The 16,644-nt window shown below is 49.3% G+C and carries 13 protein-coding genes and 1 tRNA gene; 9 read left to right on the forward strand and 5 right to left on the reverse strand.

All coding sequences use genetic code 11. The features are described from left to right. Positions 1-110: 110 nt before the first annotated feature. Positions 111-2,837, reverse strand: a complete 2,727-nt coding sequence (secA, locus tag ABXJ76_RS15135; protein ID WP_432741604.1) for a preprotein translocase subunit SecA — start codon at positions 2,835-2,837, stop codon at positions 111-113. Between the two features lie 514 nt (positions 2,838-3,351). On the opposite strand from secA, the gene hypF reads away from it, so the two are divergent. The 7 genes from hypF (at position 3,352) to ABXJ76_RS15170 (ending at position 11,368) form a co-directional block, all read left to right on the forward strand. Beyond that, on the forward strand, positions 3,352-5,571 hold the full coding sequence (hypF, locus tag ABXJ76_RS15140) for a carbamoyltransferase HypF (protein WP_432746542.1): 2,220 nt from the start codon (positions 3,352-3,354) through the stop codon (positions 5,569-5,571). Between the two features lie 3 nt (positions 5,572-5,574). Beyond that, positions 5,575-5,820, forward strand: coding sequence for a HypC/HybG/HupF family hydrogenase formation chaperone (locus ABXJ76_RS15145; RefSeq protein WP_432741606.1), 246 nt, complete (start codon positions 5,575-5,577; stop codon positions 5,818-5,820). A gap of 58 nt (positions 5,821-5,878) precedes the next feature. Further along, complete coding sequence (hypD, locus tag ABXJ76_RS15150; protein ID WP_432741607.1) at positions 5,879-6,973, forward strand: hydrogenase formation protein HypD; 1,095 nt, start codon at positions 5,879-5,881, stop codon at positions 6,971-6,973. Then, entirely contained in the window at positions 6,966-8,012 is a 1,047-nt protein-coding gene (hypE, locus tag ABXJ76_RS15155; RefSeq protein WP_432741609.1) for a hydrogenase expression/formation protein HypE, read from the forward strand. Before hypD ends, hypE begins: the two co-directional genes overlap by 8 nt. Positions 8,013-8,073: 61 nt before the next feature. Continuing rightward, entirely contained in the window at positions 8,074-9,300 is a 1,227-nt protein-coding gene (locus ABXJ76_RS15160; RefSeq protein ID WP_432741611.1) for a competence/damage-inducible protein A, read from the forward strand. 1 nt (position 9,301) lies between these two features. Then, positions 9,302-11,209, forward strand: coding sequence for an ATP-binding cassette domain-containing protein (locus ABXJ76_RS15165; RefSeq protein WP_432741613.1), 1,908 nt, complete (start codon positions 9,302-9,304; stop codon positions 11,207-11,209). A gap of 71 nt (positions 11,210-11,280) precedes the next feature. Then, a tRNA-Ser gene (locus ABXJ76_RS15170) sits at positions 11,281-11,368 on the forward strand. Positions 11,369-11,395: 27 nt separating this feature from the next. Here the strand turns inward: ABXJ76_RS15170 and ABXJ76_RS15175 are convergent. The 4 genes from ABXJ76_RS15175 to ABXJ76_RS15190 all read right to left on the reverse strand — a co-directional run bounded on the left by ABXJ76_RS15175 (position 11,396) and on the right by ABXJ76_RS15190 (position 12,568). Then, positions 11,396-11,551 (reverse strand): hypothetical protein, encoded by a 156-nt coding sequence (locus ABXJ76_RS15175; protein ID WP_432741615.1) that lies wholly within the window; start codon positions 11,549-11,551, stop codon positions 11,396-11,398. A gap of 152 nt (positions 11,552-11,703) precedes the next feature. Then, complete coding sequence (locus ABXJ76_RS15180) at positions 11,704-11,853, reverse strand: hypothetical protein (protein ID WP_432741617.1); 150 nt, start codon at positions 11,851-11,853, stop codon at positions 11,704-11,706. 12 nt (positions 11,854-11,865) lie between these two features. Beyond that, positions 11,866-12,423 (reverse strand): BRO-N domain-containing protein, encoded by a 558-nt coding sequence (locus tag ABXJ76_RS15185; protein ID WP_432741619.1) that lies wholly within the window; start codon positions 12,421-12,423, stop codon positions 11,866-11,868. Position 12,424: 1 nt separating this feature from the next. Further along, positions 12,425-12,568, reverse strand: a complete 144-nt coding sequence (locus ABXJ76_RS15190; protein ID WP_432741620.1) for a hypothetical protein — start codon at positions 12,566-12,568, stop codon at positions 12,425-12,427. Positions 12,569-13,011: 443 nt separating this feature from the next. Here ABXJ76_RS15190 and ABXJ76_RS15195 point away from each other — a divergent pair, with 443 nt between their 5' ends. Beyond that, a complete protein-coding gene (locus ABXJ76_RS15195; protein ID WP_432741622.1) occupies positions 13,012-15,492 on the forward strand; it encodes a DEAD/DEAH box helicase in 2,481 nt (826 codons plus the stop codon). A gap of 39 nt (positions 15,493-15,531) precedes the next feature. Continuing rightward, positions 15,532-16,587, forward strand: coding sequence for an IS701 family transposase (locus ABXJ76_RS15200; RefSeq protein ID WP_432741624.1), 1,056 nt, complete (start codon positions 15,532-15,534; stop codon positions 16,585-16,587). The last annotated feature ends 57 nt before the right edge of the window (positions 16,588-16,644 follow it).

Genomic DNA, 16,644 nt, shown 5'->3' on the forward strand with positions numbered 1-16,644 from the left:
AACGACCAAAGCCAGCTTTACCTACATGGATGTAGGTAAAGCTGGCTTTGGATTTTCAAAAACGTCATACCAAGCTTCGCGATGCGCGTTAACTCCGCATCTAAATCAAATCAACTTAACTTGCCGTGACACTGCTTAAACTTCTTGCCTGAACCGCAAGGACAAGGATCATTACGACCCACTTTATTGCCATCCCTGATAAATGGCTGCTCTGTAGCAGCGACATCTTCCTGTTCAGGTTCAGCAAGCAACGACTGCTCATAAGCATCCAAAGCAGGCGCCGGTGCATGCTCAAAATGCATTTCTTTGGGTACTTGCATTTGCTCATCAATAGCCTGAACATCTTCTTCCTGTCTGATCTGAACTTTAAATAAAATTCCTATCACTTCATACTTGAGATGTTCAAGCAGACTGGTAAACATCTCAAATGCTTCGCGCTTGTATTCCTGCTTAGGATCTTTTTGCGCATAACCTCTAAAATGTATACCCTGACGCAAATAATCCATCGCCGCCAGATGCTCTTTCCAGCTATTATCCAACACTTGCAACATCACCGACTTCTCAAAGTGTTGCATCACGTCTTTAGACATCTGCTGCTCTTTGTCTTTATGACTTTGCTCTAAAACATCGATAATACGCTTACGTAAAGAATCTTCATGCAAGGCGTGATCTTCAGCCAGCATTTTACGCACGGGGATTTCAACATTGAATTCCTGATGCAAATGATCTTCCAGCCCCTTGGTATCCCACTGTTCGACCATAGTTTTTGGCGAGATATACTGGGTAATCACATTATTGACCACATCTTCGCGTATCGCAGTGATGATACTGGAGATTTCCTCTGCCGCCATCAGCTCATTACGCTGCGCGTAAACCACCTTGCGCTGATCATTGGCGACATCATCATAGGCCAGGATTTCTTTACGCACATCGAAGTTACGACCCTCAACCTTACGCTGAGCGCTTTCGATAGAACGGGTTACCCAAGGATGCTCAATGGCTTCGCCATTGCCCATGCCTAATTTCTGCATTAAACCGGCCACCCGATCCGATGCAAAAATACGCATCAAATCATCTTGCAGCGACAGGTAGAAGCGGGTTGAACCGGGATCGCCCTGACGACCCGAACGGCCTCTTAACTGGTTGTCTATACGACGCGATTCATGACGCTCCGAACCGATCACATGCAAACCGCCGGTGGCGATAACTTGCTCGTGCCTGTCCAACCAAGCGCCACGCACCCGTTCTTTATCGGCGTCACCGGCATCCTCTCCCAATGCCGCCAATTCCGCTTCCAGATTGCCGCCGAGTACAATATCGGTACCCCGTCCGGCCATGTTGGTGGCGATAGTGACCGCTCCCGGCATACCGGCTTGTTCGATGATATGAGCTTCGCGCTCGTGTTGTTTGGCGTTAAGCACTTCGTGTTTAATGCCTTGCTTGTTCAATAACGCAGACAGTCGCTCGGAGTTTTCAATCGACGTGGTTCCTACCAACACCGGTTGTCCACGACTAACGCAGTCTTTAATATCATCGGCAACGGCGACATATTTCTCGTCGGTAGTCAAAAACACTACGTCGCCCAAATCCTTACGAATCATGTTGCGATGCGTAGGAATAACGACAACTTCAAGACCGTAAATCTTGTTCAATTCGAACGCTTCGGTATCTGCAGTACCGGTCATGCCAGACAGTTTTTCGTACAAGCGAAAATAGTTCTGGAAAGTAATCGAGGCCAGGGTCTGGTTTTCATTTTGAATGGAGACATGCTCTTTGGCTTCAATCGCCTGATGCAAGCCCTCCGACCAACGCCGTCCCGGCATGATCCGACCGGTAAATTCATCAACGATAACGACTTCATCATTGGCAACGATATAATCAACATCTTTTCTGAATAACACATGTCCGCGCAATGAGGCATTAATGTAGTGCATCAGGCGAATATTGGTCGCATCATACAAACTACTGCCTTCCGCCATCAAACCATGTTCGACCATTAAACTCTCAATCCGTTCGTGGCCTGCTTCGGTCAGATACAACTGGCGTACTTTTTCATCAACCGAATAATCGCCCGGTTCGCCCTCTTTTTCCTGCTTGGTCAGGAACGGGATGATCTCGTTGATTTTGATATATATTTCAGTGCTTTCTTCGGTAGGTCCGGAGATAATCAATGGGGTTCTCGCCTCATCGATAAGAATCGAATCGACCTCATCAATAATAGCAAAGCTTAAATCCCGCTGGACTTTCTGCTCAAGACTAAAAGCCATATTGTCGCGCAGATAATCAAAACCGAATTCGTTGTTGGTGCCATAAGTGATGTCTGACGCGTAGGCTTTACGCCGCTCGTCGCTTTCCATCTGACTGATAATCACACCGGTAGTCAAGCCCAGAAAGCTGTATAGCTTGCCCATCCATTCGGAATCGCGCTTGGCCAAATAATCATTAACGGTAACAACATGTACGCCGCGTCCTGGTAAGGCATTTAGATAGGCCGACAAAGTAGACATCAGGGTTTTACCTTCCCCCGTTTTCATTTCGGCAATTTTACCGTCGTCAAGGATCATGCCGCCGATCAATTGCACATCGAAATGGCGCATACCAAAGACTCTGGTCGACGCTTCCCTGACTGTCGCAAATGCTTCTGGAAGCAGATTGTCCAGCTTTTCACCTTGCGCTAAGCGATCACGAAACTCCTGAGTTTTTGCCTTTAAGGCATCATCAGATAATTTTTCGTACTCAGAAGCCAAGGCATTGATCTTTTTGACCACTGCTCTTTTCTTCTTTATCAGCCTGTCGTTACGGCTCCCTATAACAAATCTAACCAACTTACCCAGCATGTTTTTTTCCGGTATGAATTTAGTAAATGATTGATTGACATCCTCCCCCACCTAAAGAAAAGGGATTCCTGATGTTACTCAGGAGTGAGTGTGCATTGCTACTACTCACTGGTTTCTGCTGCTGGCAACATGACGGCATTGCTCACTTCACAGACTAACCCCGTATATCCTACGGTTCTTTACTGATATACTTTTATTTTTAAGATTTTACTGCCACAGCCTGGTTTTCGCAGAAACAGAAACAAACCTTCACTTCTATTTTTATCCTAGCATTAGGGAATGATTTGAGACAACGACATATCGATAGCAGCGAATTGATCCGCTTACATCCTCGCTCTTAACTGTGGAATTTTATGCTACTCCAGGATAAAGCCATGAAATTATATACCGTCTACTGTTTTAGTGACAGCTAAAAACACGGGTCACCCCACAGGCAAAAGGCTTTAGCATCAACAAAGAACATTTAAAAATCAATATCAAAGGCTTCGTTCAGGGACTTGGCTTTCGCCCATTTATTGTTCGTCTTGCCAGGCAACACCAACAAAAAGGCTCGATTGCCAACACCAACGGCGGAGTAACCGTAGACATTGAAGGCCTACCCAAACAACAGCAGGACTTTATTGACAGCCTGAATAATCGACTGCCGCCTCATGCAAAAATAGAATCAATAACCATAACCAGCGAACCTCTGGCCGACTTCGATAATTTTCAGATTACAGCCAGCACCAGTGATGGCGAACAATCCGCCTTTGTCTTGCCCGACATAGCCACCTGCCCGGATTGCATCCGCGATATTTTCGACCCGGCCAGCCGCTACTATCACTATCCATTTACCAGCTGTTGTCATTGCGGGCCACGCTACAGCATCATGATCCGCCAGCCTTACGACCGCAGCCAAACCAGCATGGCGGCATTCATCACCTGTAGCGACTGTGGCCGGGATTACCAAAATATAGACAACCGGCGCTACCACGCTCAAACCATCGCCTGCCCGGAGTGCGGCCCGAGCCTAAACCTACTCGGCGAATCCGGAAATCTTTTAGCCGAAAAACACGACGCTTTAATCGCCGCAATCCAACAATTACGAGCCGGAAAAATCGTCGCCATTAAAGGCATCGGCGGCTATCAATTACTGGTCGATGCAACCAACCAGCAAGCCGTCGAACGCCTGAGATTACGCAAACATCGCCCACAAAAACCCTTTGCGCTGATGGTCGCCGATTTGGCAACAGCACAGCAGCTTTGCATAATCAACGACCTTGAACAACAAGCCCTGACTTCTGCTGCTGCGCCTATTGTGTTGTTAAAGGCCAAATCTTGTGGGGGCGAATTTATTCGCCCAAAGGCGACTGAAGTCGCCCCCACATCTGCCGTAGCGCCCGGCAGCAACCTACTCGGCATCATGTTGGCTTATTCGCCGCTACACCACCTGTTGCTGAACAAAGACAGTGGCCTGCACACCCTGGTCGCAACCAGCGGCAACCGCCAAAACGAACCCATTTGCATCAATGAAGACCAGGCATTAACCCGGCTTGCCGGTATTGCCGATTATGTCCTAAGCCATAACCGCCCTATCTTGCGTCCGCTTGATGATTCCGTCGTCCGTCTCATCAACGACAAAATCACCGTATTGAGGAGAGCCAGAGGCTACACCCCGCTACCGCTCACCTTAAAGACAGCCATGCCCGAAACGCTGGCCGTGGGCGGCCAGTTAAAAAACACCATCGCCATCAGTCATGGCAAGCATATTATCTTAAGCCAGCATCTTGGCGATCTTGATGTCGAAGCGACCCAACAACAATTCCATACCACGCTGACCGACTTGCAAAAATTTTATCAAATCACCCCGACCCGGATTATGCACGATCTGCATAGCAGCTATGCCAGCAGCTTGTTTGCCGCCAATTTAGGCCAGAAAACCCACCCAGTGCAACACCATTACGCCCACGCCTTATCCTGCATGGCCGAACACGGCCTGGAACCGCCCGCACTGGGCATTTGCTGGGACGGTTCGGGTCTGGGTACCGACAACACCCTGTGGGGCGGCGAATTTTTGCTGATTAACAGCCAAGGCTTTGAGCGCTATGCCCACTTTGCGCCGTTTTCATTACCCGGCGCACATAAAGCCATGCAGGAACCCCGGCGCGCCGCATTAGGACTGCTCTACGAAGCCTTTGGAAGCTGCGTCTTTGAGCGCGAAGACCTGCCTTTTTCCGCACAAGAATTAAAATTATTGCGGCCTGCCTTAAGCCGCCAACTCAACTGTCCGCGCACCAGCAGCGTCGGACGCTTATTCGATGCGGTTGCCAGCTTGCTGGGGCTATGCCATATCAATCAGCATGAAGGCCAAGCGGCAATGGCTCTGGAAATGAGCGCAACATCAAGCGCATCCGACCAACATTATGATTTCCGCATCGAATACACAACGCCCATCGTTATCGACTGGAAAATCACCCTGGAACAGCTTTTGGAAGACAGATCTCACAGCCCGGTGGAGTTAATTGCCGCCAAGTTTCACAATACCTTGGCCGAAATTATAGTGGCCATAGCCCGACAGGCCGGGCAAAAAACCGTATTGCTAAGCGGCGGCTGTTTCCAAAATGCTTACCTCACGACAAAAGCCGCCAAACGATTAAAATCCGACGGCTTTGCGGTATACTGCCACGAAAACATACCCCCTAACGACGGCGGATTGGCTCTCGGCCAGTTGCTTGCCGCAAAATATATAGGATAACTTATGTGCCTGGCCATACCCGGACAAATTACCAGCCTGTCTGATCACAGCGATCCTTTAGCGCGTACCGGACGCATCAACTTTTCCGGCATTAGTAAGGACATCAGTCTGGCTTATGTGCCCGAAGCCAAAATCAACGATTATGTGATCGTTCATGCCGGTTTCGCGCTGTCGATTCTTGATGAAGCGGAAGCTCTGGCCAGCCTGCAGGCGTTCCAGGATTTAGCGGATTTCGAGAGTACGTTATGATAAATTTGCCTGGAACAACAAACAGAACACCACAAGGCGCTGGACAGGAGAATCGTGCATGAACTACCTGGACGAATTTCGCGACCCGGCAACCGCAAAAAAAATAACCGCCGCGATAAAAGCCATCACCACGCAGCCGTGGAACATCATGGAAGTGTGCGGCGGTCAGACTCATAGCATCATTAAGTATGGCATCGATCAACTGCTGCCCGATCAAATCAACCTGATCCACGGCCCCGGCTGTCCGGTTTGCGTTACGCCGCTGGCTTATATCGATAAGGCGCTGGCAATTGCCGTGCAACCTGAGGTCATTTTCTGTTCTTTCGGCGACATGCTGCGCGTCCCTGGTTCGCATCATGATTTACTCAGCCTGAAAGCGCAGGGCGCCGATATTCGCATCGTTTATTCGCCGCTGGATGCGTTGGCTATCGCTAAGATCAATCCCGATAAACAGGTGGTATTCTTCGGCGTGGGCTTTGAAACCACCGCCCCGACCACCGCCCTGGCCGCCTACCAGGCCAAACAGCAAAAACTGAATAACTTCTCGCTGCTGATTTGCCACGTCCGCGTGCCGCCGGTAATGCAGGCGCTGCTCGATTCGCCCGCCAACCAGGTGCAGGGTTTTTTGGGCGCAGGCCACGTCTGCTCGATTATGGGTTACCACGAATATTTGCCGCTGTCCGCACGCTATAAAATACCTGTCGTGATCACCGGTTTTGAACCGGTCGATATTCTGCACGGGCTGTATCTGTGCATCAAACAACTGGAAGAAAAGCGTTATCAGGTTGAAAACGAATACCGCCGCGTGGTCAAAGAACAAGGCAATCAGCCCGCGCAACAGCTGATAAGCCAAGTGTTCGACGTCGTCAATCAAAGCTGGCGCGGCCTCGGTGAAATCGCCGCTAGCGGTCTGGCGCTCAATGCCGACTACGCCGACTGTAATGCTGAACTGCGTTTTGAGGTCGCCGCCATTAACACCCAGGAACCTGCCGCCTGCCGTAGCGGCGAAGTGCTGCAAGGCCTGATCAAGCCCGCGCAATGCGCAGAATTCGGCACGACTTGCACACCCGAGCACCCGCTGGGCGCCACCATGGTTTCCTCCGAAGGCGCATGCGCCGCCTATTACCGCTACCGTCGCCATCAACATGTCTGATTTAAAACTGAACTGTCCCCTGCCCCTGCACTACGAACAAATCGTCATGGCTCATGGCGGCGGCGGCCGCCTGATGCAACAACTGCTGGACAGCGTCATCCAGCCGGTATTTAGCAATCCCCTGCTAAACCAGAAACACGACAGCGCTGTACTAACCGTCAACGGCTCCAAGTTGGCCTTTACCACCGATTCCTATGTGGTCAAGCCGCTGTTTTTTTCCGGCGGCGACATCGGCAAGATGGCGGTATGCGGGACGCTGAACGATTTGGCCATGAGCGGCGCCTTACCGTTATATCTGAGTTGTGCGCTGATTATTGAAGAAGGTTTCGCGATCAGAGACCTGCAACGCATCGTCGAATCCATGCAGCACACCGCGCAGCAGGCCGGGGTGTTGATCGTGACCGGCGACACCAAAGTGGTCGATCACGGCAGCGGCGACGGCGTTTATATCAACACCGCCGGCATCGGCCTCATAGCCGAAAACATCAGCGTATCGCCTGCCCAAATTCAAGTCGGCGACAGCATCATCCTCAACAGCGACATAGCGCGGCACGGCATCGCGATCATGCTGGAGCGCGAAGGCATGAATTTCGACAGCAGCATAGCCAGCGACTGCGCCGACCTGTCCGGCCTGGTTCAGGATCTGATTCAAGCCGACATTAACATCCACTGCATGCGCGATTTAACGCGCGGCGGCCTGGCCAGCGGCCTGATAGAACTGGCCGTCACCTCGCATCATGCACTCGAAATCGACGAAGCGGCATTGCCGATACATCAGGATGTCAGTAGCGCCTGTGAAATATTGGGTTTTGATCCGCTGTACATCGCCAACGAAGGCTGTTTTGCGCTGTTTGTGCCCCAAGCGCAAGCCGCGCATACCCTGAGCGTGTTGCACCGGCACCCATTGGGCAAACAAGCCTGTCAAATCGGCACCGTTACAGCGACTCACTCGAAAGGCTCTGTTACCCTGAAAACAGCAATGGGCATCAGCCGGGTGCTGGATTTACTGAGCGGGGAGCAGTTGCCTAGAATTTGTTGATTCATCTTGCGCGATGCGTGCAGCGCACCCTTGCACTTTTATTTAGCCTTGAACCTTGAACATGGACCCAACGTTAGAAATATTTTCCCAGGGCGCAGAAATCGTTACCGGGCAAACCGTCGATACCAATGCGGCATGGTTGTCTGAACACGCCGTCAACATGGGATTGACCGTAACCCGGCATACCGCAGTGGGCGACAAACTCGATGACCTGATAGCCTTACTGCGGGAAATTTCAATCCGTGCAGATTGCTGTATTTGCACCGGCGGACTGGGACCTACCAGCGATGATTTGACTGCCGAGGCAGTCGCCAAAGCGTTCGACCTGCCGCTGGAATACGACGCCGTTGCCTTTGAGCAGATTAAACGGTTTTTTGCGCTAAGAAACCGCGAAATGCCCGACTCCAACCGCAAACAGGCGATGTTCCCGAAGGGAGCCGAGCGTATCGACAATGCCTGGGGTACTGCGCCGGGTTTTTCCTTGCAAGCCGGCCGCTGCTGGTTTGCGTTTGTGCCCGGGGTACCTAGCGAAATGCGCCATTTATTTCTGGAATCGATCCAACCCACACTGGCAAGCCGGTTTTTATTGCAGCCTGATCGATTAATCACCATCAGAACCTTAGGCATCGGCGAGTCGGCCATACAACAGTGCATTGGCGCAATTGAACTTCCGGATCACGTTTACCTGGGTTTTCGGGCCAGTCCGGACGATGTGCAAACCAAGCTGCTGTTCCCTCAAAATTATCCTGAAGCAGCGATGACCGCCTTGGTCGACAAAGTTGCAGCTGCTCTGGGCGCTCATGTTTTTGACATTGACGGCTTAGGTCAGGCAAGCGGCGATCTGGCTTTTACCGTCGGCCAACTGATGGCTGCCGGAAAACACACGCTAGCCGTGGTGGAGACCGCCAGTCAGGGCTTGTTGGCGGCCAAGTGCCTAGGCGCTCAATGGCTGTTGGAAAGCCGCTATCAGCAATCCCTGGAAAAGCTGGGACAAAGCCTGGCGATTACGCTTAATGCCGATGATTTGCCGTCAAGCGCACAGGCCATTGCCAGCGAAATATACCAGACCGGCAGCGCCGAATTTGTGCTGGTTCAGCTTTACTCCGGGGACGATAAAACATTTCACGATAAAGACCAGGCCATTATTCTATATAATATACTGCTGACTGGAGATGGATCTCATCAAACGACCCATTCAGTGGCAGGCCCTATCGAACGCAAGCAAAATCAGGCGGCGTTACTGGCACTGGATTTATTACGACGCTATTTACAACATAAAGAATTTTAAAATGCCCTTATTACGACTGACCAATGTTTCCATCGCTTTTGGAACTCACGCTTTATTGAAAAACTCCGACTTTCAGCTGGATGCCGGAGAACGGGTAGGCTTGCTAGGCCGCAACGGCGAGGGTAAATCAACCTTGATGAAGATCATAGCCGGCAATATCCAGGCCGATCATGGCGATATCTGGCGGCAACCGGAATTAAAATTGGCCTGGTTGGAACAAACCCCGGATTTGCCTGAGGACGCGACCATTTACGATGCCGTTGCCGGTGGTTTGGGCGAGCTGGGCGAGTGGCTTACCCGTTATCACGCGCTGTCGTTAACCATGGACTACGATGATGACAAGGCCCTGAATGAATTGGGCGATCTGCAGCACCAGCTCGAAACCCATAACGGCTGGCATTTTCAACAACGGGTTGAAACCACCTTAAGCAAACTGGATTTGCCCGGCGAATTAAAGATCAGCGGCTTATCCGGCGGCTGGAAACGGCGCGTGGCCTTGGCCAGAGCCTTGGTGATAGAGCCGGAAGTATTGTTGCTGGATGAACCGACCAACCATCTGGACTTTGAAAGCATTACCTGGCTCGAAGACCAGCTGCTCAATTTTCAGGGTGCGGTATTGTTTGTGACCCATGACAGGTCTTTCCTGCAAAAACTGGCGACCCGGATTGTCGATCTGGATCGCGGTAATTTAGTGTCCTGGCAAGGCAGTTATGACGATTATCTGGCCAGAAAAGCAGCAGCCCTAGAAGACGAAGCCAATCAAAATGCCGAGTTCGATAAGAAGCTCGCCGATGAAGAAGTTTGGATCAGGCAGGGTGTAAAAGCCAGACGTACCCGTAATGAAGGTCGAGTCAGGGCGCTGGAAAAATTGCGTGACGAACGTAGCCAACGCCGCAACACTCAAGGCACCAGTAAAATGTCCCTGGAGAGAGGCGATGCCTCCGGTAAAAAAGTGATAGAGGTCAACGACATCAGCTTTGCTTATGAGGACAGACAGATCGTTAAGCATTTTTCCACACTGATTCAACGCGGCGACAAAATCGGTCTGATCGGCCCTAACGGTGCCGGTAAATCGACCTTGTTAAAATTACTGCTAAAACAATTGGAACCCAACAGCGGTACCGTAGAACAGGGCACCAAGCTTGAAATCGCCTACTTCGACCAGTTGCGCGACCAACTCGACCCGAACATGACCGTTGCCGAAACTGTCGCCGATGGTAATGAGTTTGTCGAAATCGCCGGTAACCAGCGGCATGTGATGTCGTATCTCGGGGATTTTCTGTTTGCCCCGGCCAGAGCGCGTTCACCGGTAAAAAGCTTGTCGGGCGGCGAGAAAAACCGCTTGTTACTGGCGCGGTTATTTACCAAACCCTCCAACCTGATCATCATGGATGAGCCGACCAATGACCTGGATTTGGAAACCTTGGAGCTGTTAGAAGAAAAACTGGTCGACTTTGACGGCACCTTGTTGCTGGTGAGCCATGATCGGGCTTTTCTGGACAACGTCGTGACCAGCGTTTTTGTACTGGACGGCACAGGCGAAGTCGATGAGTTTGTCGGCGGCTATACTGATTGGATGAACCATGTTAAGCAGGCCAAGCAGCGCAAACCTGCCAAGGTAAGCAAGCCCGAAAAACCTGCGGCAAAATCCGCTGCATCTACAGTAACGAAAAAAAAGCTCAGCTTTAAAGAACAGCAGGAACTGGACAAATTACCGGAACTGATTGCTGAACTGGAAGCTAAGCAGGCCGAATTAAATCGGCAAATCAGTGCGCCTGAGTTCTATAAAAAAGATCAGGCTGTCACGGCCAAGACTCTGGACGAACTTAAACAGATAGATGCCAAACTGGAGCAAGTTTACCAGCGGTGGGATGAACTGGAAGCGCAAACCGAAGCAAGCGGCGGATAAAGATCATTGCGTCAAAACGCAATATCGATTATTCTACTCGGCTTCCCGTGATCTACGGGAAGCAAAAAACAGGAGAGATGGCCGAGCGGCCGAAGGCGCACGCCTGGAAAGTGTGTATACGGCAACGTATCGAGGGTTCGAATCCCTCTCTCTCCGCCATATAAAGTATTGATTTTAAACATAAAATCAATTTTCAAAATAAAAATTTGGCGATAATTGGCGGTTGATAGTCTCCATTAATCCCCGTATCAGTTCAAAAAATGCCGGTTCAATTTTTCGCTCTATTCCTCCGGCAATCGGCTGTTTCGCCGCTTTAGCGATAACCCGTGCTTCAAAATTCATTTCAGTGAAAAAAAATTTCGCAAAAACAGCGCGGGTGAGGAGGAGTGATTTTCAGGCGGGCGGATCGATAGGTTGGCGTAATGGTTGGCGTGGGGATAATTGGCGGTTATAGCGGTGAATGTGCCGGGCTTGGGACCCGGCTTAGGATGAGGTTAGTGGATGGTTGCGGATAGTTGTTGGATCAGGGTTTTGAGTAGGCAGTAGATCTGTATGGGGGTGATGGTCTCTTGCTCTACTGCGGCGCTGATGCCTTGGGCTGCACCGTTTAGGGCGTGGATGAGCTGTTCTTGTTCTTCTGTCATCGTCTGCTCCTGTTAGCTTAACTTGGCGGGTGAGCCATCGAACAGGTCTACCTGGTTGCAGTCCATTGCTATCCAATCGTCCGGCGGTATCGGCTGGTTGACAATGTTGCAGAGTCGGCGCAACTGGTCTTGTAGCAATTTTCTTCTGAACGCATTCTTATTATTTACGATTTGTAAGGATACGCTTTCAATCTGCCTTGATATACTGATTTGATCTTTAATACTGATGGTGCCGAAGAAACCGGTTTTGCGGATCTCGGGCAGAACGGTTTCACAAACCCAGTTGGCGAACTCTTTGGCTTTGGGTTTATTAGAGCGAAAGATCAGGTGATAAAGACCGGCTTCGTTGATGAAATAGGCGTCTCTTTCGCCTTTTATGGTCATGAGATTCATGACCATAAACCAGTTATCCGGCATGTTTTCGAGAGTGATTGATGCACCTGACCAGACAATATCGAGCGCAGCGCAAACATCTTTAGCGCAGAACCAGACCTCGCTGTGTTCGTCGGTGGCGGTGCGGATATCCAGATCGGCGAACTGGAACGGATTGGCTAAGGTTTTTAAATCCATGTTACACCTCCCGAGTTAAAGCAGGGGGTAACAGCTGGGCACGCAATACACGCTTTGCGCGTTGGTAGCGGATTTGAAAAACACGGACGGGGATTTTGTGGCGTAGCGGCGCATTGGCGACTAGCCAAGTTAATAGCTTATTCATGGGTGACTCCTGAACTGCGGTTGATTTACCACCGGACGGAGCTACCAAACTCAGGGCGGCGGATGATGTATCGGGTTAGTCGACCGGGTCAAGGATCCGGCGAGCCTCACGGCTCCCCAATACGCCACCCACCATAACTGTGAGAGCATAAAAAAAGCCATGAACCTTCATAGGCGCATAGCTGCTGCGCCTGAACCATTCGGGCTACCAAACCCGACTCTCGTTTTTTACGAGAGCGTAATTAGGTTAGATGTTAATTTTTTTGTTTGTCAAACGAGGAATAGATAATTAGCTCCGTATATTCGGCAATATCTTATCGTTTTGGAATGTAGGGCATTAAGGGCATGCTCTACCAAGACTAAAACTAATTGGCTCAAATCGGCCAAAGCCGCCATCCAAAAATAGCGTCAGTATTTTTAAAATAACTCAAAGAGGAAGCCAGTGTGGTCGATTTCAAGAAGCACTTAGCAGGAAAAAAGACGGAAAAACCAGTTGATCCCGTAAAACTTTACGATACTCTTGACCGCGCCCATGACAAAGGTCCATTGCGGCCAGCTCAAGAGTCAGTCCTCGCGGAATGGTTTAATTTTCATCGAACATCGCGTGATGTTATTGTGAAATTACATACAGGCCAGGGAAAAACATTGATTGGCTTGCTCTTGCTTCAAGCAAGACTGAATGACAATAAGGGCCCTGCACTTTACTTATGCCCAGACAATTTCCTAATTTCACAAACATGTGAACAAGCGAAACAGTTTGGTATAGCAACGTGCATAACCGATTCTGAACTACCGCCTGAGTTTTTGCATGGCGAAAGGATTCTTGTCACTTCGGTGCAAAAACTATTTAACGGTCTTACTAATTTTCATCTAAACCGATCTTCCGAAACTGTGGGCACGCTACTGATGGATGACGCCCATGCATGTGCCGATAGGATTCGTGGAGCATGTCGCATTCGTATCCCCAGTACTGAGCCAGCTTATGCCAGTCTGAAAGCACTTTTTGCCGAAGAATTAGAGCAACAAGGAATTGGTACTTATGCTGATATTTGCAATAACAAGCGAGACGCTCTATTACCTGTTCCCTATTGGACATGGCTTCAACATGAAACTGATGTCGCAAACATTCTGTCTTCCAATGCGGATCGAGTCTCGATTAAATATGCATGGCCGTTGTTGAAGAACATGCTTGGAGGCTGTCAATGTGTGATTTCGGGGATTGCCATAGAGATTGAGCCATACATTCCTCCCTTATCTGTGTTTGGGAGTTACTGGAAGGCTCCACATAGAATTTTCATGTCTGCTACCGTCACTGACGATGCGTTCCTCGTAAAAGGCTTGCAACTTGAACCAAAAACAATCACTAAACCTATTACCTACGCTAAAGAAAGTTGGTCAGGGGAAAAGATGGTTCTGCTGCCTTCGTTAATCCATGAGGATCTTAATCGGGAACGAATAGTCGAATTATATGGTGAGCCAAATCCAAAAAGGCGTTACGGTCGTGTTGTCCTGGCACCTAGCTTCCTAAAAACAAAGGACTGGGAGGCTTATGGGGCTCTTGTGGCAACTAAAACTACCTTGCCTAAAGTTATAGATGACCTTCGTAAGGGTCAATATGAAAAAACCGTTGTCTTGGCGAATCGCTACGATGGTATCGACCTTCCCGACAATACATGCCGCGTCCTGATTTTTGATGGCAAACCATTTTCAGAGAGTCTCATCGATCTGTACCAAGAGTCTTGTCGCCCAAATAGCGAAGCGACTCTAATACGGACAGTTCGCACAGTCGAGCAGGGTTTGGGCCGGAGTGTTCGTGGAGAGAAAGACTACTCGGTTGTTATAATCATCGGAACCGATATAACCAGACTGGTTCGTAACAAGGAATCCAGAAAATATTTATCACCACAAATGTCGACCCAGATCGAAATCGGGCTGGAACTTGCGGATATGGCACAACAAGAAATAGAAAATGGGGAAGAACCATCAGCTGCATTTAGTGGTTTAATCCGACAGTGCCTGAAGCGCGACGATGATTGGAAAGCTTTTTACGTTGAGCAAATGGCAGACGTAAAACCTGCTGGGGCCAACGAACACATTTTGCAAGCTTACGCGGCTGAATTAGCAGCGGAGGAGGCATACAGTCTCGGTGATTACTCTAGCGCAAGCGATATACTTCAAAAGCTTTTGGATAGTGGAAAAATCAATCCAGAAGATAAAGCGTGGTATCTGCAAGAGATGGCTCGTTATCACTTCCTCTCTAATCGTGTCGAATCTCAGCGCCTGCAAATTGCTGCCTATAAGATTAATCGTTTGCTATTGCGACCAGCATCTGGAGTAACCGTGGCAAAGCTCACTGTAGTGAGTCAGGGACGTGTGGAGAGAATTGCTGCGTGGTTAGGCGAATTTGAAAGCTATAGTCAACTTGAAGTAACTCTTTCCGATATTCTTGGACGACTTGTCTTTGGTAGCAAAGCTGATCAATTTGAACAGGCATTGGATGAACTCAGTTTCGCATTGGGTTTCGCTGGGGAACGACCTGATAAGGAGTGGAAAGAAGGTCCTGATAATCTTTGGGCGCTTGACGATACACACTATATCGTTTGGGAATGCAAAAATGAAGTTGATATTACTCGCTCAAGAATCAACAAACGGGAGGCTGAGCAGATGAACCGTTCGAGTGTTTGGTTTGAAAAACATTATCAAGGATTGAAAGCGAAGCGGATAATTATTCATCCAGCGAATGCTGTGGAAAGTGCAGCTGCGTTCACTCATGAAATAGAAGTCATGAGAGTAAGTGAACTCAAAGGCTTTGTAAGAACCATTAGGGATTTTTTTAAGTCATTCGAATCAGCTAATTTCAGAGATTTCTCTCCGATCCAAATACAGAAGTTACTAAATTCTCACCAACTTGCAGTTAATGACTGATGTTACGCACCCACCCCTCAAAAAGCGTATTATTTCGGGATGGAAAAAATAAAACTAGAATTATACACAGACTACCTGATCTGCAATAACGGGTTTGCGACGGCGACCGGATTGTCGGCAATGATGGAAGGGGATATAAGCCATGACCAGATGACGCGTTTTCTGGCATCGAAAGCATTTACCTCCAAAGACCTGTGGGGGCAAGTTAAAGCGACAGTACGCCAGATAGATCGGGAAGATGGTTGCTTGATATTTGACGATACCATTCAGGAGAAGACCTGGACGGATGAGAACGAAATCATGTGCTGGCACTATGATCACTGCAAAGGGCGTTCGGTCAAAGGAATCAATTTGCTGAACGCCCTATACTATAGTGGGGAAGTTTCAATTCCCGTCGCCTTTGAAGTGGTGCGCAAGCCTTACCAGTTCAGTGATGTGAAGACCCGCAAGGTCAAGCGGGCCAGTGAGTTCACCAAAAATGAGCTGATGCGGGAGATGATAGCGACCAGTGTGGCGAATGCCATCAAGTTCCGCTATGTGTTGACGGACAGTTGGTTTGCCAGCAAGGAGAACTTTGAGTTTATCCTGAAGAAAGGCAAGCACTTCATCAGCGCCCTAAAGGATAACCGCTTGGTGGCTTTAACAGAAGAAGACAAGAAAGAAGGCCGTTTTGTACGAATCAGTCAGCTGGAATTGGCGGATCAGCAGGCGGTGCGCGGTTGGATGAAAGGCTTTCAACAGGAAGTGCTTTTCGTCCGCCGGGTCTTTACAAACAAAGACGGCAGCATCGGCCTATTGAATCTGGTATGCAGTGATTTAGCGTGCAATGGCGAACAAGCCGCCACGATCTACCAAAAACGGTGGAAAGTTGAGGAGTTCCACAAGTCATTAAAATCCAATGCGGGGTTGGCAAAATCACCAACCCGTACGGTCACTACCCAGAACAACCATGTCTTCATGTCGATCTATGCGGTGTTCAAGCTGGAATGTCTGAAGATAAAACACAAGGCCAATCATTTTGCGCTAAGAACTAAGCTGTTTATCAAAGCGAACCAGATAGCTTATGAAGAGTTGCAAAAATTACTGGCTGCGTAACATCAGTTAATGATATTTTAGACAACTACACGAAGAAGCCGAAGAATTTAAAATAAA

This window comes from Methylobacter arcticus, from assembly GCF_050917435.1.
GTDB lineage: Bacteria > Pseudomonadota > Gammaproteobacteria > Methylococcales > Methylomonadaceae > Methylobacter_A > Methylobacter_A titanis.